We start from the raw sequence: 22,072 nt of genomic DNA on the forward strand, positions 1-22,072 counted from the left end.
ACTCTCCCATGCCCCGTGCAGCGCTATCCACAGGTGCGGGGGTGCGACGATCGCGACTTTCCCACGAGGCGCATCCAGTCTTGGACGTGGCCTGTCCAGCGCACGTTCCCCAAGGGACAGATCTGGCCAAAACCACCAAATCCCCCAAAAATTCTGCAAGCCTTGGGGGACACGGCTGCCCATCCCCCAACCCCATGGAAGGACACGAATGGTCTTCAAACGCTTCATGCGTGCCCTCGGCATCGGCGGCCCCACCGTCGAGACCGTGCTCGACTCCACCGAGGTGACCCCCGGCGGAGTCCTCACCGGACGCGTCGAGATCACCGGCGGCGACCACGACACCGAGATCGAGAAGATCTCCCTCTTCCTGGAGGCGGAGGTCGAGCACGAGTACGAGTACGAGTACGAGGACTCCGAAGGCGAGGAGGTGAGCGGGGAAGGCGAGTACACGAGCACCGCGCGCTGGGGGACTCTCCAGGTCTGCGACGCCTTCTCACTGCCCGCCGAGACGAAGAGGACCTTCGAGTTCGAACTCCCCATCCCGTTCGAGGCCCCCGTCACCGTTGTCGGTGACACCCCGCTGGGCGGTCCGAAGATCGGGGTGCGCACCAGACTGCACGTCGACGGCGCCCTGGACAAGGGCGACCTGGACGCGATCACCGTGCGCGCGCTGCCGGTCCAGGAGAAGATCCTGGCGGCCTTCGCCGACCTGGGCTTCTCCTTCGCCAAGATGGACCTGGAGCCGGGCAAGCTCATCGGCACCGAGCAGCGGCTCCCCTTCCACCAGGAGATCGAGTTCGGAGCCAGCCCCCACTACGGCGACACGGTCGGCGACGTCGAGCTGTCCTTCGTCGCCGACGACGAGGGAACCTTCGTCGTCCTCCAGATCGGCGCCCTGGACGACGCCGGCCACACCTTCCGGGTCTCCCACGCCGACGCCGACGAGGACGTCGACTGGGCCGAGTTGCTGGCGGCCCGGTTCGCGGCGGCACTGGACCGCTGACGCCGTTCCGGTCCTGACGGTGGAGGGCTTACGGAGGCCCCTGCCGTCGGGACCAGCGATGCTGTGGCGTCAGCGGGTGTGGTCGATCTCCTCGATGAGCTTGCCGCCCAGTTCGTTCTCGATCAGGACGGAACCGGTGAAGGCGCTCTCGTCGAGGTCGTTCTCGACCGCGTCCTCGGGAGCGTGCGGGGAGTCGTCGACCGGCGCGGGATCGGACCCGCCCGCCGGAGCCGGTCCGGGATCGGGCTCCGGCGCCGGAGACGGAGGAGCCGACCGGGCCGGCGGTTCGTGGCGCGACGGAGGCGCCGGAACGTCGTCCCAGCCGGTCCCGGCCTCCGGCCGGGGCTCGGCGCTCCCGTCCGGGGGCGCCGAGCCCCGGTCCGGCGGTCGCGCGGCAGGCGGCGCGGCCGGTTCCCGGACCGGCTGCGGACGCCGGGGCGGGGCGGCCTGCGGGACCCGCGGGGCACTGCCCGGATTCCCCGTGGATGCCTCCACGGAGACCTCCAGGCCGCACACCTGCTGCACCGCCTCGGCGATGTCCCTGGCCCGTCCGGCCGAGACGAAACTGCGCATCAGGCCGTCGGTCTCGAAGTAGAGGACGAGCGTGCGCCCGTTCAGGACGGTGGCGCGCACCCCGTCGCGGACGATGGCGTGCGCCGCCCGCTTCCGGTTGCTCGCCAGGTAGTCCAGGATGTACGGCCACCGGTCGTCGAACGACCCGTCCGACGCCGAAGCCTGCGGCCGCTGCGGAGCCGGAGCGGCCGCAGGCGTACTCGGGGGAGGAGTCCCCCAGTCGTCCGCCGGGGCCGGACGCGGCCGGGCCGGGGCCGGTGGTTCCGGCCGTGCGACTGGCTCGGGCGCGCTCGGACGGCCCGGTGCGGGCTGGGCGGCGGCCGGGGGCGCGGCCGGAGCGGGAGCCGCCGGGCCGTGCGGGGCGGGAGGCGCCGGAGCGACACCGCCGCGCTCCAACCGCTCCAGTCGGGCCGCCAGCGCCAGTTCGTCGTCGGGACCGGACACGGCGGGAAGCAGGATGCGGGAGCACATCAACTCCAGGAGCAGCCGGGGCGAGGTGGTCCCGCGCATCTCGGTCAGCCCCCGGTTGAGGATCTCGGCCGCCCGGGTCAACTGCGCCGCACCCAGACGGCCCGCCTGCTCGCGCATCTGCTCGACCGCGTCGGGCGGCACGTTGATCAGCCCCTTGTCCAACGCGTCGGGCACGGCGTTGAGCACCACCAGGTCGCGGGTGCGTTCCAGCAGGTCGGCGGCGAAGCGTCGGGGATCGTGCCCGCCCTCGACCACGCGGTCGATCAGCCCGAACACCGCCGCCCCGTCACGCGCGCCGAGCGCGTCGACCATCTCGCCGAGCAGGCCGGAGTCGGTGTAGCCGAGCAGTTGCACCGCGCCCTCGCGGGTGATTCCGCGTTCGTCGGAGCCCGCGAGGAGCTGGTCGAGGATGGACAGCGAGTCACGCGCGGAGCCGCCGCCGGCGCGCACCACGAGCGGCAGCGCGGCGGGGTCGTAGGGCACGCCCTCCTCGGTGAGGATCTCCTCCATGAGTTCGCGCAGTGTGCTCGGCGGGATCAGCCGGAACGGGTAGTGGTGGGTGCGCGAGCGGATCGTACCGATGACCTTCTCGGGCTCGGTCGTGGCGAAGACGAACTTCAGGTGCGGCGGCGGCTCCTCGACGAGTTTGAGCAGCGCGTTGAAACCCTCGCGGGTCACCATGTGCGCCTCGTCGATGATGTAGACCTTGTAGCGCGAGTTCACCGGTGCGAAGAACGCACGTTCCCGCAGGTCACGCGCGTCGTCAACACCACCGTGCGAGGCGGCGTCGATCTCGATGACGTCGATGCTGCCACCACCGTCGGGGGCCAGCGACACACACGACTCGCACACCCCGCACGGGTCGGGGGTGGGGCCCTTCTCACAGTTGAGCGAGCGGGCCAGGATACGCGCGCTGGAGGTCTTGCCGCAGCCGCGCGGACCGCTGAACAGGTAGGCGTGGTTGACCCGTCCGTTGCGCAACGCCTGGCGCAGCGGTTCGGTGACGTGCTCCTGACCGCGCACCTCGGCGAAGGTCGCGGGACGGTACTTGCGGTACAGGGCGATGCTCACGGCGCGCTCACTGCTCCCTCCGCGGACCGGCGCTGTGGGGTCACAGCCTCCTCGGTGGCGTCCACGCCATCCATTCAACCCCGTTCCGGTGACAGTCAGGGGTCGCTTCGCGCGATCCCGGAGCCCGAAACGCGAAAGGACCCCCCGCGCACCCGCCAGAGCCTACTTATCCTTGCTGCCTTCCGGCCCTGGGGAGGTTCGTAGGATGACGCCGCACGAGGGGTCTGCCTCAGAGTCTATAGCCCCTCGTCGCGTTCCGCGAACCAGCTGCCTCCCCTCGGAACGTGCGGGGACGAGAGGACTCCGGCAGGCGGTCGGTCAATCGGTTCGGAGCAGTGCCGGGTTCCATGTAAAGTGGTCTGCGGAGGATTCGCCTAGAGGCCTAGGGCGCACGCTTGGAAAGCGTGTTGGGGGCAACCCCTCACGAGTTCGAATCTCGTATCCTCCGCACCGCCTGACCAGGCAGAACGAGGGCTCCCACCGGACCGCCGGTGGGAGCCCTCGTCGCGTTCCGTCTCAGTTTCCGTCTCAGTTGCCCAGCCAGTCGGCGTGTGTGCCGCTACCGGGTCAGGGTTTCCGGCCGTTGCGACCTGTCCGGCCGGCGGAGTACTTCTAGAACACGCGATCGGCGCGGGGCAGCGAGCGCAGCAGATAGGCCGCGCCCCAGCACAGCGGTAGTGCGAGCGTGCCCACTGCGGCGAACTTGGCGACTGCCGGAGCCTCCCACAAGGAGAAGGCGTGGTTCAGTCCGATCAGCACCAGCGGATGCAGGAAGTAGACCGCGTAAGCCTGCTCGGACAGGAACGTCCACACGGCCGAACGGCGGTTGAGCCACCGCTGGAACAGGGCCAGTAATGCCAGCACGGCGCCTGTGGCCAGGACGTTCTCCGCAACGGCCAGCACCAGCGACTGCCAACTGCCGGGCGGGAGTGCCGTGTCGCGCAGAGCGCCCAACAGGAGCACGTAGACCGGCGCCATGAGTAGTGCGGCGCCCGCTCCGCCCCAGCCCGCCCAGCGCGGGACGGCGTTCAGCCAGCCCCTGCGGAAGGCCAGCACACCCGCGGCGAACATCAGGACGTACTGCGGCATGAAGGCGGGGGTGGGCAGTCCGATGATCGGCCAGGTGGTGCCCATCGGCACCACGGTGCGCCACAGGTAGGTGGTCAGCGCCAGGACGGTCACGAAGCCGGCGACAGCCAGCGGTCCGGGCGCAGGAGTCGGCCCGGCCCGGCGGACCGCCGTCGCGGGCGCGGTTCTGCGTGTGAGCCGGAACCGCCTGATCAGCGCGTACGCCAGGGCGAACACCAGCAGCACCTCGACGAACCACATCGGACCCGGCTCCCACGTCTTCACGTAGAAGAGCCAGTAGGGCGTCCCATCGGGATCGGTCAGGTAGATCCCCAGGTAGACCACGGGGCGCACCAGCAGCAGGTAGAGCAGCAGCGGCACTCCCAGCCGTATCAGCCTGCCGCGCAGGAAGCCGCGGGCCCCCTTGCGGTCATGGGAGCCAGGCGTGAAGAACCCGGAGACCAAGAAGAAGAACCCCATGAAGAATGCCTGGTTGAGGACGAGGAAGACATCCAGCAGGGTGCTGCTGGGGTCGTCGACGGGGTCGATGTAGTACCAGGCCGGGATGTTGCTGTAGGCGAGGGAGGCGTGGTGGAGCACCACCAGCACCGTCAACGCGGCGCGTAGGTGGTCGAGGTAGTGCAGTCGCGGGCGGGGCGGTGCGGCGGCCTCGGCCGGGGAGGCGGCGCTGACGTTCGGCGGAGGAGCGGTGGGCCGGTCCGTTGCCGTGGCTCTCCGAACCGGGTCGGGTGTGCTGTGGCGCGAGGGAGTCGGCCGGGCCGGTGGCCGGATCTGTTGACTCGGACTGTTTTTGTCCATGTGGCCAGTTTTTTGTCCATGCGGCCAGAATGTAAATCAGGGATCTCCCCTACGGGGCCCTGAGTCAGTCCTGAGACGGGTCGGGACAGCTGTCCGCGGCGGCACGGTGGTGCGGCCGAAGCACGGCTCGGCGGGGCGGAGTCAGGCGGGAGGGTCGGCGCGCGCGGAGCGCTCGATGATCTCGGCCAGTTCGGCGGCGTGGGCTTCCAGGTCGTGGTCCGGATGGGTCACCCAGTACGCGAACATGCCGTCGATCGACGCCTGGAGGGTCACCGCCATGACGCGCACGTCGAAGTCGCGCAGGACGCCCCGCTCCTGCCCGGCGCGCAGGCGCTTCTCGATCTCCTGGTAGACCGGCTCGGCCACCATGAGGCGGTGGCGCGAGGAAGTTCCCTCGGAGGTCCGCGTGCCGTTGAAGATGCCGGCCAGGGCCATCAGCTGCTCACGGTGCCCCCGCATGTAGTCGGCCACGGCCAGGACATGGGCCCGCAGGGCGGCGCACTCGTCGGGAGCCTCCGCTATGCGCGGCAGCACGAATTCCGCGATCGCCGAGTAGACCTGCTCGACGACCTGGTCCATCAGCTCGTCCTTACCGGAGAAGTGGTAGGAGATGACGCCTTTGCTGACACCGGCCCGCTGTGCGATGCGCGACAGCGAGGCGTTGGCGAAGCCCACCTCGGCGATGGTGTCGATGGCCGCGGAGACGATCTGCGCGCGCCGGGCCTCCTCGATGAAAGTGTGCTTGCGCTGGCCGTGCGGGCGAGAACCTGGCCTCATGGACAGCGAAGATAGCAGTCGGTCGGAAGAGGCCGCGGGCCCGTTCGGGGATCGTCCGCTGACGGACAGGTGAGCAACCCTGCCGTCGTCTTCCAACAGTCGGGGGAGACCACGCGAAGCCGCACGGAGGTGTGGAGCTCGCCAGACCGCTCCGGGGCGCGGACCCGCTGGGCGCCGGTCGGCGCTCAGCCCAGGTGCACCCTCCGGCCGGTGGCCCGGTAGACGGCCCTGCGCCACCGCGCGCTCGGCAGCGGCGGGAGGTCGCGCAGCATCCGCTCGTAGCCGGGACCGTCCGGGCTCCCGGTCGCCTTCGCCCTCACCGGAGCCAAGGCCGACGAGCGCCAGACCCTGCCGGAGGTGTTCACCGCCGCCCCCGACCTGGTTGCCGCCCGCCCCGGACAGACCCTGATCGCCGACAAGAACTACTACAGACGCGACTTCGAGCGGGTCCTGGTCGAGGCGGGCGTGCGTCTGCCGCGGCCAGCCCGCAGGGGCGAGTCCACGCGGGCCGGAGCGGGGCTGTTTCGGCCGCTGCGTCAGATCACCGAGTCGACCAACCAGACGCTCAAGGGCCAACCCGATCTGGAGCGCCACGGCGGGCGCTCACCGGACAGGGTGGTCGCCCGGGTGCTCCAGCGCATTCTGGCTCTGACCGCCGTGGTTTGGCACAACGACCACACCGGTCAGCCGGTCCTACGGTCGTTGACCGCCTACGACCACTGATCCCCTGGAATCACTCATCTAGGTGCTCAGGCTGCTGCGCCCCAGGTCAGGACGGGTACGGTCCAGACCGGACACCCGGGCGAACATTTGGCGAGCGTGTTGGGGCAATCCTCCAAGTGTTCGAATCCCCTATCCTCCGCGCCGTCTGACCAGGCAGAACGAGGCCCCGGAGTGCCCTGGGGGCTTGTCGTGCTTCCGTCTCAGTTGCTCGGGCGGTCGGTAAGTGCGTCGCCACCGAGCCGACGCAGCTCCGCGACCAGTTCGGCGAGTTCGTCGTCGCGTATGGCCCCTGTCTTTCCCCGAGTCCGTTCCGGGGTTGCTCACTGGGTGGCTCACTTGTTCGCCAGTGAGCAACCTAATGAGCAACCTGGTCCGTTGCGTTCCCCTCCCGACACCCGGTTCGGAGGGCTGTTGGCGGTGCCACGAGGGGCCGGATGGACGGGAGGCGTGGGCTTCGGAGGAGCGGAGCGGTGGGCGGCGAGGGCGTCTCGTCCCGAGCCCCATTCGACGCCGACGCCCATTCCCGAAAGGGAATGGTGAATTCCGGAGATCCATTCCTCTCGTTTTTCGGACGTCGCTCACCGCACTTCTGGACATTTCTGGCCATTGGGGAGACAGAAACGACGAATAAGTCTAGGTTGGGACTGTCAGCGGCCAGCGGAGGGCACGGCTGGATGAACAGTGGGAACGACCTCGTCGTGATCGGCCTGTCAGGGGTGCAGCGGTTCATCGCCGAGGCCCAGAGCACCGCCGACCTGGCCAACGCCAGCGACATCGCGTCGCGATTGGCGGCGGTGGCGGCGCACCGGTTCGCACCGGAGGACCTGGTGCTGCCCGCGTCGGCGGACCCCGAAGGCATGCCGAACCGGATCGTGGCGCTGACCCCGGCGGGGACCGGGCAGGATCTGGCCCGCGCGGCGGTGCGGGCGGTACGCGAGGAATGGGACACCTGGGTGGGTCGGCTGTTCGGCCGCGCGATCGAGGTGCCCGGTTTCCCCGAGGTGTTCTGGAGCGTGGCCGGTCCCGACGTCGGCAACTACGCGCGGCAGTGGGAGGACGCGCACGTGGCGCTGGCCGCCCGCAAACGGCTGCGCGGATTCGACGCCCCCGAGTACGCGGGGCGGCGCCCCTGCGCGCTGGCTCCCCGCTGGGCCGCCGAACCGCAGCCTCCTCGCGGGGTGCCCCGGCACGAACGCGACGCGGGGCTGTCGGCGGCCGGGTGGGTGAAGCGGCGCTGGCACGCCACTCCGGGACTTCCCGCCGTGCGCTCCTCGGGTTTTCCCTCCACCTCGTCGATCGCCTCTGCTCCCTACCGGGCCGCGGTCCTGGACCGGCTCGGCGAACCGGAGGTGCGCTCCGCCGCCAAACAGTTGCGGGCGGCGGTGCGGGCGGTCGCGGGCGACGAACGGTTCCGCGCGGTGGAGTCGCCGGTGCCGGCGCTGCGCTGGGACCGCGCCAACACGCTGGCCGAGTGGCTGGCGCGGGGCGCGGGCTGGTGGGTGTACCCCACCGTGTGGCAGGAGGCGTCGCTGCGCCGCGAGTACGCGACCGACGGCCACACCTTCGACGACGCGCACGTGGAGCGGGGCCGCGCCGCCGCCCGGGCCCTGCACGAGAGCGTCGGCTGGGCCGAACCCACCCCCTACTACGCGGTGCTGGCCCTGGACCTGGACGGCATGGGGGCCTTCCTGTCCCGTGATCCGGTCGACGCGGGACGGCACCGCGCCGTCTCCGCGCGGCTGGGGGACGTGGCGCGGGCCCAGCGGACGGTGATCGAGGAACGGTCGGGGGTGTGCGTCTACGCGGGCGGCGACGACCTGCTGGCGTTCCTCCCGGCGGCTGCGGCACTGGACGCCGTCCAGGCGTGCCGCGACGCACTTCCCGGGGACGGTTCGCTGCCGTCGGCCAGCGCGGCCGTGCTGTTCGTCCACTCCCGGTCGGCGCTGCGCCACGCCGTCAACCGGACGCGGTCACTGCTGGAGGCCGCCAAGTCGGTGCCCGGCAAGAACGCCGTCGCGGTCGGGTTCGCCACCGGTTCGGGAACGGCTTTCCACACGGTGCGGCCGTGGTCGGGCGACGGCTACGGCAACGCGGTCGAGCGGCTGCAGATGTTCCTGCCCGCCGACGCGGCGCAGGGGGCGGGGCTGTCGCCGCGGCTGGTCGCCGACCTGTGGCGGCACCGGCGCGGACTGGCGGAACTCGCCTCCGCGTCGGACAGCCGGGAGGTGTACCGCAAGGAGGTCACGCGCCTGGTGCTGCGGCACGGCGGCTCCCGGACCGACGCCGACACCCTGGTGGCGTTCGGTTTCACCGAGTACGCCGACAGCGGGAGCGCGCCCGTTCCCGTCGACGCGGCGCGGGTCGCGGTGTTCCTGCGGGGGGAGAGCCGGTGAACCGGAGCGGCGAGGAGTCGGTGTGGCTCGGATTCGGTCCGCGCGACGCGGTGCAGGTCCGCGACGGCCGCGTGTTCGACGCGGGCGACGCGGCCCGCACGCTGCGCCCGTGGCCCAGCACGATCGCGGGAGCGGTGGGGGCGGCGTTCGGCCGCGAGGTGGGGGCGGTGCGCGGCGCGCTGCCGACGCGCCGCGACCCGGTCGCCGAGCGCTGGCTGCCGTACTTTCCGCTGCCCGCCGACGTCGTCCCGGTGGAGCGGAACCCCCGCAGGTGGACCCGGCTGCGTCCGGTGGAGACCGGCGTCGCCACCGACCTGGGGGGAACCGACACGCTGCTGCTGTCGGCGCCCGGGGCCGGAGCGTCCCCCGCGGACTGCTGGTGGGGGGCGGCGCGGCTCCGCGACTACCTGCGCGGCGACGCTCCCGCCGCCCGGGCCGGGGCGGCGGCGAGCCCGTTCACGCTGGAACGCCGCACCGGCATCGCCCGCGAGGGGCGGACTGTCAGGGACGCCCACCTGTACAGCAGCGACTTCCTCCGCCTGCGTGAAACCCCCGGCGAGAGGTGGGTGTTCGCCGCCCAGTGCGTCCTGACCCGGGAGAACACGCGCACTCCACAGGGGCCGGTCCGGTTGGGCGGCGAGGGCCGCCTGGCCGACGTGGAGGTGCTGGACCCGGCCCCCGCGTGGCCCGAGCCCCCCGAGGACTTCCCCGGCGGCAGGGTGCTGGTCTACCTGGCCACACCGGGGATCTGGCGCGTCCGCGCCCCCGACGGGAGATGGCGCACCACGTGGCGTCCGCCGCTGCCGCGGCACGCGGTGGTGCGCGCCGCCGCGATCACCGGACCCGACGCTGTCGCGTCGGCCTCCCCCGACGGTTCGGGCGGGGTGCGCGGGGCGTGGCTGCGCTGGGCGGTGCCTGCCGGGTCGGTCTACCTGGTCCAGTTCGGCGGCGGCGACCCCGCCGGGACGGCCCTGGAATGGGCGCGCAAGACGCACGGCACGGCGTTGGGCGCCGACCAGCCCGACCCGATCGGGCGGAGGCTGGCCACGGCCGGGTTCGGCGTGGTCCTGACCGGAAGGTGGCAATGACCGAACTGCTGGCGTTCTTCTACACCGAGTCGCCCCTGCACGCCGGGGCCTCCGACAGTCTCGGCGTGATCGACCTGCCCATCCAGCGGGAGGCGCACACCGGCTACCCGGTGGTGTGGGGGCAGAGCCTCAAGGGCGCGCTGCGCCAGGCCGCGCAGGAGCACCCCGACTGGAACGACGCCGACGTGGCGGCGGTGTTCGGTTCGGAGGTGTCCCCGGGGCAGGCGACCACACCGGGACTGCTGGCAGTGGGCGACGCCCAACTGGTGGCCCTGCCGGTGCCGACCCTGCACCGCACCTTCGCCTGGGTGACCTCCGCGGTCGCGTTGGGCCGCCTGGCCCGCAAGTACCGTGCCCTGGGCCGCGAACCGGCGCCCGCCGTCCCGGACGTCTCCGCCGAGGCGGTGGCCGTCGACGCCGCCTGGACGGGGGAGCAGGCGCTGGGGCCGGTCGTCGCCAGGGTCGTGTCCGAACCCGCCGAGCAGGTCGAGCGGCTCCGCGCGTGGGCCGCGGCGGTGCGCGCCGACGCCTTCGACGCGGACACGGCGTTCGAACCGTTCCGCGCCAAGTTCTCCCGGGACCTGCTGCTGGTCGACAGCCAGGTGATGGGCGTCCTCGTCGAGGAGTGCACCGAGGTCACGGCGCGGGTGCAGCTCGACGACGCCAAGACCGTGTCTCACGGCCCCTTCCACAGCGAGTACCTGCCCACCGAGACCGTGCTGGCGGCCTCGCTCACCCTGCGTCCCGTCCGCTCCGGGAACGGGGTCGACGACGCGGCCACCCGCCGGCACCGGGACCTGGTGCGCGGGCTGCTGCACGGTGACGGCGCGACCCTGCTGCGGTTGGGCGGCGACGAGACCCTCGGCAAGGGGCTGGTCTGGTGCCGTCTCGCGGAGCGGCGGACCACCGGGGCGGGGGGACGCTGATGCGCCGCCTGGACCAGGGCATGGCGCGCGACGCCGCGCTGCTGCTGCCGGAGGGGGACCCGGCCCGCGCCAAGGAGTTGCGCACCCGGTTCCGGCGCCTGCCGGTGCAGTTGCGCACCTCCGGGCTGGCCGCCACCTACGCGTTCCTGGCCGCCCGTTCCGGCACGTCCGGCTCCGACCCGCTCGGGCGGTCCTACGCCGACGTGGCCCAGCAGGTGCGGGCCCGCCTCGCCGACGCCGGTCTGCTCCCGGCCGAGGTGAGGACGGCCGCCGCGCCCGCCGTGCACCGTACCGTCCTGCGCGAACTGGGGGAGATGGACACCGCCCGGTACGCGCGCGCCACCGCCGAGGTGGCGCTGCTGTTCGGGTGGCTGCGCCGCCTCGCCGAAGCCGTGTACGTCGAGGAGGAGTCGTGACCGACCGGCCGCGCCGCCCCCACCCCGGCATGATGCCGCAGACCAGGCCGTCGAATCCTGCCTTCCCTGGTGGGGCTGCGGAGAGCCGGAAGAAACCCGTCGCGACTCCGCCGCCCCCGCCCGGTGGGCGTCCCCGGCCGTCCCGAGGGGAGACGGAGGTGGCCGCCGCCGGTCCGCTGGGGCGGCTCCTGCGGGTGCGCTGGCGCGCCGACGATTCCGCGCCCGCCGTCCTGGACGGCGCCGACGCGGACGCCAACGCGCTGGTCCTACTGCACCGGACCGCGTTTGCCGACGTGACCGGAACCGAGGTGACCCTGCCGGAGAAGGCCAAGCAGGCGTTGCTGTCCTGGGCGCAGCAGCACCGGCTCGGCCAGGTCGCCGCGGACATGGCGCGGGTCGCGGCCCGCCGCGACCGCGCCCTGGAACAGTTGCGGCGGCAGGGGTTGGCCGTGCGCCGCGTCCATCTGGAACCCGAGTGGCGGCTCGTGTCCGGACTGGGGGAGCGCGCCAACGCCCACGAGATCGGCATCCACCTGCACGGCACCTACGGCTGGCCGGCCCTGCCCGGCTCCACTCTCAAGGGCGCCGCCGCCCAGTGGGCCTGGGAGAACACCGACCTGGACGACCCGGCCGCGCTCGGACGGTTCACCGGGGTCTTCGGCACGCCGCTGCCCGAACCCCGCGCCGAGAAGGTGGGGGAACACGACGGGGACCGTCCCGGCCGTCCGCGGTTTCCCGAGTCGGCGCGGGGCCGGGTGCGGTTCCTCGACGCGCTTCCCGCCGCGTCCCCCGTCACGGTCACCGTGGACGTGCTCACCCCGCACGTCAAGCCCTACTACGACGCGGCCGCCGACTCCCGCGCGGCACGGGACGTGCCGCCGCCCGCCGAACACCACCAGCCCGTTCCCGTGCAGTTCCTGACGGTGTCGGCGGGGCGGTTCGACGCCGCGCTCGTCGGCGACGGCGAGCGGGAGACCGAACAGGCCGCCTGGTGGCTGGCCGAGGCCGTCACCGAACTCGGGCTGGGTGCCAAGACCGGCGCCGGATACGGATACCTCGACGCGGAGGAGGAAACGTGACCGTCCATGTCGTCTCCGTGGGACTGAGCCTCGTCGAGTTCTTCGAAGACCCCGAATCCGAGCGGGTTCCCGAGCCGGTTCCGGGAGCCGAGGCGGTCGGGGAGGAGTGGCGTGGGGGACGGCTCGGCCTCGGTGACCACGAGCCCGTGGGGCGGCGCCTGGACGCCGCGTTCGGGACCGGCGCCGCCGACGACTCCCCGGAACGGCAGGAGTTCCAGGAGTTGGCCGGAAGGGTCGGCGCTCAAAAGTGGATTCGCTACCGGGGGGTGTCGGCGGAGTTGGACACCGTGCGCGCGGTGGTCGGCGGCGCTCTTCCCGCGGACGACGCGGTGTTCCTCATCGCCAGCGACACCGACGACGGCGTCGCCGCCGCCGTGTGGACCGCGATCGCGCTGGCCGACGGCGACACCCGCCGGGTCCGCTACCTGCCCGCTGTTGACGAGGACACCCGTCTGGGCGACTCGGTGGCCGGGCGCGTCCACGTCGTCCGGATGCCCGGCCTGGACGCGGCCGACTCCGACCGGGCGTTCCGTGAACCGATGCGGACCATGGGACGCCTGGGCCGCCTGCTCACCGCCCCTCCCGAGTCCGCGCTGGGACGACTCAAGCGGCTCGTCGGCCAGCGCGAGGAGATCTGCTTCCACCTGTCCGGCGGCTACAAGGCCACCCTCCCCTACCTGGTCGCGCTGGCCGAGTGGCTGCGCAGCCTGGGCGAGGAGGCGTCGGCGTGGGTGCTGCACGAAACCTCCGAGCGGGCTTTCCGGATGCCGCTGCGGCGGTTGCACGCCGACTGGGTCCGACGGGAACTCCAGGGTTTCCACGGCGGCAAACGCGCGAAGGCCCCGGAGACCGACTTCCTGGAGGGCTACGCCTACGAGCGGGAGGGTGACGGCGGGGCGCGTCTGACCGCGTTCGGGGAGGGCATGCGCGAACTGTTCGGCATTCCGACCGAACCGGTGCCGCAGTGACCGAGGAACCCGACTGGCGGGACAGGGTGACCGCTGCCTTCCTCGAACGGGAGGGCGACGGTGTCGGCGCGGCACTCCAGCAGGCCCGGGTCGGCGGGAACAGCGACACCGACGCCGCCGTCCTCGAACGGGCCGACGCGCTGCTCGCCGCCTACGACCCGGTGCCGCACCTGCTCCGCAACGACGGAGACCACGACCGGTCCCCTGCCGCGGTCGAGGAACACCTCCGCACTGTCACCGGCCTGTTGGCCGCGGACCGCACCCTGCTCATGGCGGCCCTGTACTCGCCGCTCGCCCTGGTCGCCGCCGTGGACCGGCGGCACGGCGGCCTGGGACCGCACCGGCAGTGGATCGCCTGGTGCTGGACGGTGGAGGCGGTGTGGTGGTGCGTGGCCCGCGTGGACGGCACCGCACCCGACGGGTTCACCGCCACCGAACTGGACATCCTGCTTCCCGTGGCCGCCCGGCAGCGCTGCGTGGCGTTCACCGAGGCGTACCGTTCGTCCGGCGGCGGCCCGGCGGACCGGATGGCCGGAACCGCGCCCCGGGTGTTCGGCACCGGAACCGCCCACCTGTTCGTCGCCCGCAGCGTCGAGGCCCGCCGCGCCTGGGTGGAGTTCCTCGACCAGTACGAGTCCCACATCGCGCTGGGCCGGGCCGACCCTTCCGCGCTGGAACGGGAGGTCACGGCGCTGCTGTTCGGCGGCGGCCGCCGCGGCCCCCTGCTGGGCGTGTCCAGCGCCCGCCTGCACGCCCTGGCCACCGGCGGCGGAAGACAACGCCGACTCCTGGAACGGGACGACCGGCGGATCGCGCACGACCTCGCCGAACACCACCTGCTGCCGCGTTTCCGACTCTGGGACACGCTGCGCGTCGCGGCGGCCACCGCCCAGCGCCCCCGCTTCGGACTCCTCACCACGGTCGCCACCGCCGCGGCGGCCCTCGCCATGCCGCTACTGGTGGCCGCCGCACCGCGCTGGCCCGAACTGGCGGGCCGCACCACCCTCACCCTGGCCGCCGCGGCGGCGGGACTCTGCTGCCTGCTGGGGGTCGTCGGCATCGTCGCGCACGGCCGCATGTGGGCGCTGCCGTGGCTGCTGCGGATGCCCGCCGCCGCCGCGATCGGGCTGTTCATGCTCACCGCCATGCACCCCTCCTGGTGGCACGCCGCGTTCGGCGACGCACTGCCCACCGTCTCCTCCGGCGCCCAGCCCGTCTCACCCCCGCTGGACCCGTCCTGGGTGGCGGTCCTGCTCGGCGCCGCCGCCTACGCCTACCTGATCACCACCGCCCGCAACAACGGGATCGCCTGGTGGGCGGCGCTGGCCCGCGCCCTGGTGGTCTGGCTGGTCGGCGCCCTGCACGCCCTCATGGTGTCGCTGCTGGGCCTGGCCTGGGTCGTCCCCGTGTTCAGCGAGGACGGCGCACAGCTCGCCCAGGGCTGGGCCGTCCACGGCGGCCCGGCCGTCGTCACTCTCGCCCAGGCCACCGCCTGGTGCCTGGCCGCGGGCGTGTTCTCCCAGATCCTGTGGGACGACCGTCCCATCACCGCACCGCTCACCCACACCCGCTGGCGCAAGGACAGGTGACCCATGACGTGGACGAGACTGCACCTGACCGTCACCACCCCGCTCTTCAACGGCGACGGCGACCCCCGACGCGCGGAGGTCCGGGTGCCGTCGATCCGCGGCGCGATGCGGTTCTGGCTGCGCGCCCTGGCCGGGATCACGGCCGCTGACGACCTGCGCGCCCTCAACCGGATCGAGAACCGCGTCCTGGGTTCCACGGCGGCGTCCTCCCCCGTCAAACTCCGCATCCCCCGCCAGCCGGAGAGCCGCTACACGGAACGGCCGGAGTTCCTCGCCTCCGACCTCCACAACCGGTGGATCGGCTACCTGCTGGGGCTCGGGCTGGCCGGTCTCGGCAACGACAACCGGATGCGCCTGGAGCGCGCCCACATCCCTGTCGGCCAGGACTTCGAACTGTGGCTGCGCTTCACCGGCAAGGACACCGACGCCCACGTCACCGCCCTGGCCGCGCTGTGGCTGGCCCTCACCTACGGCGGGGTCGGCGCGCGCACCCGACGCGGTTTCGGCGGGCTGCGCATCACGGGCGTGGGCGGGGGACTGCCCGGTCCGTGGGCGGAGAAGAACCGCATCCTCACCCCGGGCCTCGACTTCTACGAGCAGCACACGCGGTTCCTGTGGCCGAGCCCGAGCCTGGACGCCGCCATGCCCGCCGTACTCCGCATCGCCCGGGAACGCGGCCTGAACGGCATGGGAAGGTGGCGCGGCCATCCCTCCTATCCGGTGCTGTCCAGAGAGCACACCGTCGCGGCGGCCAGTGGGCACCGCTACCCGTCGTGGCAGGCCGTCCTCGCCCACGCCGGTGAGGAACTCAAGGGTTTCCGCCGATACGCCGAGGACGACTCGGGGAAGGAGTACGAACGGCCCGACTGGTTCGGCACCGTCAAGGGGGACGGCACCGACTTCCCGCTCGGGGCGTTCGGGCTTCCCGTCGTGTTCACCAAGGAGGTCGAGGTCCACGCGGACCGGGGTGCCGGAGCCGACGCGGAACCACTCCGCCGCGCCTCCCCGCTGTGGCTGCGCCCGGTCGGACAGGGCGACGAGTGGCGGCTCTTCTCGTTCGGGTTCCTCACCGCCTTCCTTCCCGAGGACGACGGCTCGGCCGTCCACGTCTGGCGGAACGGAAACCAGGACAAGGAGGTGACGGTCACCTCCGGCGACGCGCACGCCATCGTCCGCGAATGGGTTTCCGCGTTCGCAGACGACCGGCCGCCGGTCCGGCGGCTACCGGCCCGCTGGCCCGACGGTGACTGACCCGAGCCCGTACGCGGTCTGCGCGCCCACGCCCGCGAACTCGGCGAACTGCCACAGTCCCGCGAACAGTCGCCGCGTCGGATCGTCGGAGGAACCGTGCACCCCGAACACCACCTCGCCGGTGAACCCGACGCGGCGGCTCTTACCGAGGTCCACCGTGGTCGTGCGGATCTCATGGCGGACCACGAACACCCGCGCCAGCAGCGCGGACAGCGTGTCTTCGGCGATCGGCAGGGGACTGAACGCCCGCCACCGGCGCGCCAGACCGGACAGCAGCAGTTCGGGGTCGGGCAGCGGAATCTGGCGGCCCGCGCGGCTGACGTACGTCGGGGAGGCGAACACCACCCGCGTCCGCAGTGCCGGGGGCGAGGCCGCCAGTTCGGCGTACGGCACCGCGCGACGGCCGGTGACCTCCAACCCGATGGGCGTTGTCCCCAGACGCAGCCCGCCCGCGGCGATCCGCGCCTCCAGTCCCGGGTTCCGCGTGTCGTCCAGCCAGCCGATCTCCACGACCGGTGTGTCCGCCCCGCTGTTCACAGTGCGGGCACTGAACGGTTTGACCTGCGCGGTGTGGGCACCTTCGGGGGCCTCCACCAGCGCACACGCCAGTCCGTGCAACCAGGCCGCGGGAACCGGACTCGGGACCCGTCCCGAAGGCCGCAGCGACCACAGCAGCGGCATGGCCTCTCCTGTTCCTCGAACTCCCCGAATCCTGCCGGCGATTTCGGACACCGGCAGGGGCAGAAACGGTAGCAGTGAATGGCGCGTCTCGGTGGAAAACCGTGGAGAGTGGAACGGGCGGGAGGAATCCCTGGTGCGGTCGGCGCCTGGCGTGCCACCATGGTGGAAGGAACCTTCGTCGCTGGGGACGTGTACAGGGTTTTCCGCGAACCCGTGAGAAACCATGATCGCGCGCACGGTATAACCACAGGTCAACGGGACAGAATTCAAAAATGAGAGCCAGGTCACCCACTCCCTGCGAGGTCTTCCCGTGACCGCGTGCAAACGGACACCGTCGCCGCAGGTCAGCCTGGTCAAAAACCGGGAAGGGTTCCGAAGACCGTCCAAGCCCGAAGGGCATAGAAACGCGACCATTTGCATCTCGCGCCGGAATGATGACCTCGCCGTTCCGAAGACCGTCCAAGCCCGAAGGGCATAGAAGCCTGCTGTCCGAGAAGAATTATGGTGCACTCTTCTGAGGTTTCGAGGACTTTCCAAACCTGAACAGAGCCACTTCTAGATAGCTCTCTAGAGTTTGACCATTGAATATCAATGGTCCACTAGCAGCACCCCTCAAATCGCTGACGTGGGAGGTCACCGGTGGGTTCTTTGTTGGCGAAGGTGGCGAGTGAGGAGGTGTTGTCCTCGGCCTGGCACGAGGTACGGGAGAACGATCTCGATGACGGGGTGAAGTCCCCTCCGGTCCGCGAGTTCGAGAAGGGCGCGTTACGGCGGCTGCTGGATTTGGGGCAACGGCTGCGTTCCGGTGAGTACGAACCCGAACCGGTGGTGGCGATCGAGGTGCCCAAACCCTCTGGCGGGTCGCGGCTGCTGGCGATTCCGGCGGTGGCCGACAGGGTGGTGGAGCGTGCGATTCTGGAAGTCGTCGAACCGTACCTGGATCCGGTACTGCTGCCGTGGAGTTTCGCCTACCGCAAGGGCTTGGGGGTGGATGACGCGGTGCACGCGCTGGCGATGGCGCGGGAGGCGGGCAACGGGTGGGTGGTGCGCGCCGACATCGAAGACTGCTTCGAGGAGATCCCGCGCTGGCCGGTGGTGACCCGAGTGCGAGAACTGGTTCCCGATGCCGAGTTGTGTCTGCTGGTGCAGCAGCTTGTCACCCGTCGTGCGGTGGGTCCGGCCGCGCACCGGGTCCGTGACGGACGCGGCCGGGGTCTGCACCAGGGCAGCGCGCTGTCTCCGGTGCTGACCAACCTGTATCTGGACACCTTCGACCGGGCCATGCTGGAACGCGGCCACCAGGTGCTGCGCTATGCCGACGACTTCGCGATCCCGGCACCGTCACGTGGTGCGGCTGAGCGGGCGCTGGCCGATGCCGGTGAGGTGCTGGCCGAGTGGGGGTTGGCGCTCAACGACGCCAAGTCCCGAGTCGTGTCGTTCAACGAGGGAGTGGAGTTTCTGGGGCGCACGCTCGGTGGGCGGGACGGAGTGCGCGCCGAGGAGCGGGCCAGTCCGTTGGAGGCCACCTTGTACATCACCACTCCGGGGGCGCTGGTGCGTAGCCGAGGCGACCGCGTCCGGGTGGAGCACGGCGAGGAGACGCTGCTGTCGGTGAACCTCAAACGGGTTCGCCAGGTGGTCGCCGTGGGTCGGGTCGGATTCAGTACGCCGTTTGTCCACCGCGCGCTGCGCCAGGGGGTGGAGTTGGTGCTGCTGGATGACATCGGCCGGTTCCAGGGGCGGCTGTCCCGGGCCCTGGGCGGTGACGTGCACGTGCGGGCCGCCCAGTACGAGGCCGCACTCGACGGTGCGACCGCGCTGGCTCATGCCCGGTCTTTTGTGGCGGGCAAGATCGCGAACCTGCGTACCGCGCTGCTGCGTGCCTGGCGCCGTCACGGGGTGGCCGAGGACACCGCCGAAGTGTCGGCGCGTCTGCTGAAGGCACGTACGGGAGCGTTGCGGGCACGGAGCTTGACGGAACTGATGGGACACGAGGGTGCGGCCAGTCGCGACTACTTCGCCTGCCTGGGACGTCTGTTCGGTCCGGAATGGGGATTCACCCACCGCAGGCGGCGTCCGCCTCCAGACCAGGTCAACGCGATGCTGTCATTCGGCTACACCCTTCTGCTCAATGATGCCGTGGTGGCCTGCCACATCGCTGGTCTCGACCCCGAGGCGGGGTTCCTGCACGCACTGCGTCGCGGTCGGGCCAGTCTCGCCTTGGACCTGATCGAGGAGTTCCGGCCTGTCATCGTGGACTCGGTGGTCACCCGACTGGTGCTCGGCGGCAGGGTCACCCCGGACGGCTTCGACGTTTCCGGTGACAGCGAGCAGGGCTGCCGAATGAAACCGGACACCCTCAAGACGTTTCTGGCCGCCTACGAGAAACGCATGCTCACTCTGGCCCGACATCCCGGCTTGGGCCGCCGGGTGTCCTACCGGATGGCCCTGGTCGCGCAGGCCCGTCTCATGGCCTCGGTCATCGCGGGAGACGAATCCGCCTACACGCCTCTGGTCTGGCGGTGAACGCACGTGGGCCGCCATCCCCATCGCCGCCGCTTCTACCTGATCTGCTATGACATCGCCGACAACGAACGCCGCGACGACGTGTCCGAACTGCTGTCCGGCTACGGGCCGCGCGTGCAGTACAGCGTGTTCGAGGCGGCCGTGGAGACTCCGCACGTCTTCGACCAGCTTCAGCAGAGACTCACCGACCTCGTCGACCCCGACGAGGACCAGGTGCGCATCTACCCGCTGCGAGTCACCGACCTTGACAAGATCACCATCATCGGCAACCGTCGCCTTGAGGAACGCGACGACTTCTGGATCATCTGAGGGGAGGTGTACACGATTTGGAGGAAAGCCCGTAGAACCCTGGTTTCTGCGCACCGTATCACCGCAGGTAACAGCCATAGAATCAAGAAAAGAGACCTGGATCACTTGCTCTTGGAAGTGCGGGGACTTGATCACGCGTAAACGGACATCGTCAGCGCAGGTCAGCCCGACCGAAAACCAGGCAGGGGTCCAAAGGACGTCAAAGCCCGAAGGGCATAGAAACATAGGGGTGGTTCCCCGGATATTTTGGGCAGAACTGGTCCAAAGGACGTCAAAGCCCGAAGGGCATAGAAACTCTTGCTCAATGGTTATCCCTGCTCTGGTTTGTCCGGTCCAAAGGACGTCAAAGCCCGAAGGGCATAGAAACCCCCATGATGGCGGCCGGGACGCCCCGGAAGGCGCCCCTGGTCCAAAGGACGTCAAAGCCCGAAGGGCATAGAAACAGCCCAGCTGGACTGAGACCACTCCGAGGACGGCGGTCCAAAGGACGTCAAAGCCCGAAGGGCATAGAAACGTGAAGAGCATCGCCTGGGTCATGTCCCTGGCCGCCAGGTCCAAAGGACGTCAAAGCCCGAAGGGCATCAGAGCACTGTCGGAAGTTCTCGATATCAGCCTGTTTTCCAGGACCGGTTTGTTCCGTCCGATAAATGAGGGCTGCCGTTAATCTCCAGGCGCTGTTGTCCGCTCGTGAGTCAGTACGCGGTACGCAGCCGTCGCGGTATGCCGCTGAAGCGGACTGTTCGCAGGCCGTGACAGTTCGGTAGTGCGTTCGAGGGCTGTCGCGGGGCGCCGTCCGAGGTGGCCGTCACCGGGAAGAACCGGCCCTGGGACGGTGGGGTCTGGGTGCGGCGTGCGCCGCCCCCGGGTCACAGGTCCAGGTCGATGTCGTCGGCGCTGGTGGCCGCGTTGCGTTCGGGGTCGGTGAGTTCGGTGGCGGTGAGGGTCAGCGTGTAGTGGCGGCGCGGGTCGAAGTCGGGGAACTCGTCGACGCGGTCGAGGATGTCGGCGACGAGTTTGCGCAGGAACAGCCGGGGCGCCACACCCACCTTGCCGCCGAGGCCGCCGGTGACGGCGGTGGCGAGTTCCGCGACGTAGGCGTTGTCGACCACGTCGGTGATCCGTTCGGGGTCGCGGGCGCCGCCCGCGTACAGGTCACGGACCCGGCGGCCGAGTTCGCCGAGCCGGTGCAGGTCGAAGCCGGGCAGCCGCAGTTGGACCGCGCGCGGCGAGTCGAACCTGGGGTCGGTGGTGAAGTCGGTGGCGAGGCGCTGGGCGAGCGGGGTGAGCCGCTGCACGCCCTGCGGCCCGTCGTAGAAGGCGGGGGTGCCGGTGATGACGAGGAACAGGCCGGGGAACCGTCCGGCGTCGATCTCGTCGAGGAGCTGCCGCAGCGCGTTGAGGCCCTTCTCGCGGACGTCGCCGCGGACCCGTTGCAGGGTTTCGATCTCGTCGAGGACGAGCAGCAGCCCGGGGTGGCCGCAGTCGCGCAGGACCCGCAGCAGCCCCTGGAGGAAGCCGAGCGCGCCGTAGTGGTCGAGGTCGCCGCGGACCCCGGCGGCGCGCCGCGCGGAGGCGGCCACGGACTTCTGCCCGCCGAGCCAGGCAAGGAGTGCTTCGGCGGTGGCGGCGTCGCCGTTCTCGCGGGCGGTGTGGTAGCCGCGCAGCGCCGCCGCGAAGCCGGGGGTGGTGACGGCGACGTCGGCGAGTCGGGTCTCCAGCAGCGCGTCCACGGCGCGGGCGAGGGTTTCGGGGTCGTCCTCGGTGGCTTCGCCCGCTTCGAGGACTTCCTCTTCGAGGGTGAAGAACCAGGAGTCGACGACGGCGCGCAGCGCGCTGGGCGGGTGGGTGGCGGTGGTGAGCCGTTCGGTGAGCCGCCGGTAGACGGTTTCGAGCCGGTGCAGCGGGGTCTCGGTCTCGGAGATCTGGATTTCGGCGGCGGCCAGTCCGGCGCGTTTGGCGCGTTCGGCGAGCCAACGGGCGAAGAAGGTCTTCCCGGAGCCGTACTCGCCGCGGATGGCGTGGAAGGCGGCGCCGCCGCGGGTGACGGTGGCGATCTCGTCGTCGAGGGCGCGTTCGAAGCGTTCCAGGCCGACGGCGAACAGGTCGAGCCCGGCCTGGGGCACGGTGCCGCGCCGCAGTGCGTCGATCACGTCGCGGCGGCGTGCCGCGCTGACCGGGTCCGCCGGGGTGGCCACTGCTTCTCACCTCCGTGTCGTTGGGTCGCCACCGCCGAACATACGCCACGCCGGAGCGGGCCGTGACCGGCCCGGCCGAGGCGGCATCCGTGTGCCGCTGTCCACAACCTGTGGACAGCGGCACACGGACAGCAGAGGAGGCGGCG

The 22,072-nt window shown here is 71.2% G+C and carries 17 protein-coding genes, 1 tRNA gene, 1 other RNA gene, 1 pseudogene and 1 CRISPR repeat array; of the genes and pseudogenes, 13 read left to right on the top strand and 7 right to left on the bottom strand.

All coding sequences use genetic code 11. The features are described from left to right. Positions 1 to 208: 208 nt before the first annotated feature. The gene (locus tag NI17_RS20470; RefSeq protein WP_068692643.1) at positions 209 to 1,003 is read left to right on the top strand and encodes a sporulation protein; all 795 of its coding nucleotides are present in this window, start codon (positions 209 to 211) and stop codon (positions 1,001 to 1,003) included. A 69-nt stretch (positions 1,004 to 1,072) separates the two neighbouring features. Here NI17_RS20470 and NI17_RS20475 read toward each other — a convergent pair whose 3' ends face one another. Next, on the bottom strand, positions 1,073 to 3,118 hold the full coding sequence (locus NI17_RS20475) for a DNA polymerase III subunit gamma and tau (RefSeq protein ID WP_068692644.1): 2,046 nt from the start codon (positions 3,116 to 3,118) through the stop codon (positions 1,073 to 1,075). 132 nt (positions 3,119 to 3,250) lie between these two features. Further along, an RNA gene (ffs, locus tag NI17_RS20480) (signal recognition particle sRNA small type) lies at positions 3,251 to 3,346 on the bottom strand. Positions 3,347 to 3,481: 135 nt separating this feature from the next. Between ffs and NI17_RS20485 the strand changes: the two genes are divergently transcribed. Further along, positions 3,482 to 3,566 (top strand) — tRNA-Ser (locus tag NI17_RS20485). Between the two features lie 164 nt (positions 3,567 to 3,730). Here NI17_RS20485 and NI17_RS20490 read toward each other — a convergent pair. The 3 genes from NI17_RS20490 to NI17_RS24490 form a co-directional block, all read right to left on the bottom strand. Continuing rightward, a complete protein-coding gene (locus tag NI17_RS20490; RefSeq protein WP_084012716.1) occupies positions 3,731 to 5,005 on the bottom strand; it encodes an acyltransferase family protein in 1,275 nt (424 codons plus the stop codon). Positions 5,006 to 5,146: 141 nt separating this feature from the next. After that, the gene (locus NI17_RS20495) at positions 5,147 to 5,782 is read right to left on the bottom strand and encodes a TetR/AcrR family transcriptional regulator (RefSeq protein WP_068692645.1); all 636 of its coding nucleotides are present in this window, start codon (positions 5,780 to 5,782) and stop codon (positions 5,147 to 5,149) included. 185 nt (positions 5,783 to 5,967) lie between these two features. After that, positions 5,968 to 6,102 (bottom strand): hypothetical protein, encoded by a 135-nt coding sequence (locus NI17_RS24490; RefSeq protein ID WP_279395507.1) that lies wholly within the window; start codon positions 6,100 to 6,102, stop codon positions 5,968 to 5,970. On the opposite strand from NI17_RS24490, the pseudogene NI17_RS20500 reads away from it, so the two are divergent. From NI17_RS20500 to cmr1, 9 genes and pseudogenes are all read left to right on the top strand, one after another. Then, positions 6,077 to 6,505 (top strand): annotated as a pseudogene (locus tag NI17_RS20500) (IS982 family transposase); the annotation flags it as partial. The gene NI17_RS24490 and the pseudogene NI17_RS20500 overlap by 26 nt on opposite strands. 674 nt (positions 6,506 to 7,179) lie before the next feature. Next, entirely contained in the window at positions 7,180 to 8,898 is a 1,719-nt protein-coding gene (locus tag NI17_RS20505; RefSeq protein WP_068692646.1) for a Cas10/Cmr2 second palm domain-containing protein, read from the top strand. Beyond that, complete coding sequence (locus tag NI17_RS20510) at positions 8,895 to 9,986, top strand: type III-B CRISPR module-associated Cmr3 family protein (protein ID WP_084012717.1); 1,092 nt, start codon at positions 8,895 to 8,897, stop codon at positions 9,984 to 9,986. The genes NI17_RS20505 and NI17_RS20510 overlap by 4 nt, the downstream gene beginning before the upstream one ends. Further along, the gene (gene cmr4, locus NI17_RS20515; RefSeq protein WP_068692647.1) at positions 9,983 to 10,912 is read left to right on the top strand and encodes a type III-B CRISPR module RAMP protein Cmr4; all 930 of its coding nucleotides are present in this window, start codon (positions 9,983 to 9,985) and stop codon (positions 10,910 to 10,912) included. The genes NI17_RS20510 and cmr4 overlap by 4 nt, the downstream gene beginning before the upstream one ends. Beyond that, positions 10,912 to 11,328, top strand: a complete 417-nt coding sequence (gene cmr5 / locus NI17_RS20520; RefSeq protein WP_068692725.1) for a type III-B CRISPR module-associated protein Cmr5 — start codon at positions 10,912 to 10,914, stop codon at positions 11,326 to 11,328. Before cmr4 ends, cmr5 begins: the two co-directional genes overlap by 1 nt. Before the next feature lie 158 nt (positions 11,329 to 11,486). Beyond that, a complete protein-coding gene (gene cmr6, locus NI17_RS20525) occupies positions 11,487 to 12,407 on the top strand; it encodes a type III-B CRISPR module RAMP protein Cmr6 (RefSeq protein ID WP_170163034.1) in 921 nt (306 codons plus the stop codon). Continuing rightward, a complete protein-coding gene (locus tag NI17_RS20530; RefSeq protein WP_068692649.1) occupies positions 12,404 to 13,375 on the top strand; it encodes a hypothetical protein in 972 nt (323 codons plus the stop codon). Before cmr6 ends, NI17_RS20530 begins: the two co-directional genes overlap by 4 nt. After that, positions 13,372 to 14,964, top strand: coding sequence for a hypothetical protein (locus tag NI17_RS20535; RefSeq protein WP_119267807.1), 1,593 nt, complete (start codon positions 13,372 to 13,374; stop codon positions 14,962 to 14,964). The genes NI17_RS20530 and NI17_RS20535 overlap by 4 nt, the downstream gene beginning before the upstream one ends. 3 nt (positions 14,965 to 14,967) lie before the next feature. Further along, complete coding sequence (gene cmr1 / locus NI17_RS20540) at positions 14,968 to 16,215, top strand: type III-B CRISPR module RAMP protein Cmr1 (protein ID WP_119267808.1); 1,248 nt, start codon at positions 14,968 to 14,970, stop codon at positions 16,213 to 16,215. Here cmr1 and cas6 read toward each other — a convergent pair. Beyond that, complete coding sequence (cas6, locus tag NI17_RS20545; protein ID WP_170163035.1) at positions 16,186 to 16,896, bottom strand: CRISPR system precrRNA processing endoribonuclease RAMP protein Cas6; 711 nt, start codon at positions 16,894 to 16,896, stop codon at positions 16,186 to 16,188. The genes cmr1 and cas6 overlap by 30 nt on opposite strands. A 639-nt stretch (positions 16,897 to 17,535) precedes the next feature. Between cas6 and cas1 the strand changes: the two genes are divergently transcribed. Together cas1 and cas2 are read left to right on the top strand one after the other, a co-directional pair. Continuing rightward, the gene (cas1, locus tag NI17_RS20550) at positions 17,536 to 19,422 is read left to right on the top strand and encodes a CRISPR-associated endonuclease Cas1 (RefSeq protein ID WP_084012720.1); all 1,887 of its coding nucleotides are present in this window, start codon (positions 17,536 to 17,538) and stop codon (positions 19,420 to 19,422) included. A 6-nt stretch (positions 19,423 to 19,428) separates the two neighbouring features. Then, positions 19,429 to 19,731, top strand: a complete 303-nt coding sequence (gene cas2 / locus NI17_RS20555) for a CRISPR-associated endonuclease Cas2 (protein WP_068692652.1) — start codon at positions 19,429 to 19,431, stop codon at positions 19,729 to 19,731. Between the two features lie 186 nt (positions 19,732 to 19,917). Next, a CRISPR array of direct repeats spans positions 19,918 to 20,319; the repeat unit is 37 nt; unit sequence GGTCCAAAGGACGTCAAAGCCCGAAGGGCATAGAAAC. 278 nt (positions 20,320 to 20,597) lie between these two features. Here the strand turns inward: cas2 and brxD are convergent. Beyond that, on the bottom strand, positions 20,598 to 21,926 hold the full coding sequence (gene brxD, locus NI17_RS20560; protein ID WP_068692653.1) for a BREX system ATP-binding protein BrxD: 1,329 nt from the start codon (positions 21,924 to 21,926) through the stop codon (positions 20,598 to 20,600). Positions 21,927 to 22,072: the final 146 nt, after the last annotated feature.

It is taken from the genome of Thermobifida halotolerans, from assembly GCF_003574835.2.
GTDB classification, from domain to species: domain Bacteria; phylum Actinomycetota; class Actinomycetes; order Streptosporangiales; family Streptosporangiaceae; genus Thermobifida; species Thermobifida halotolerans.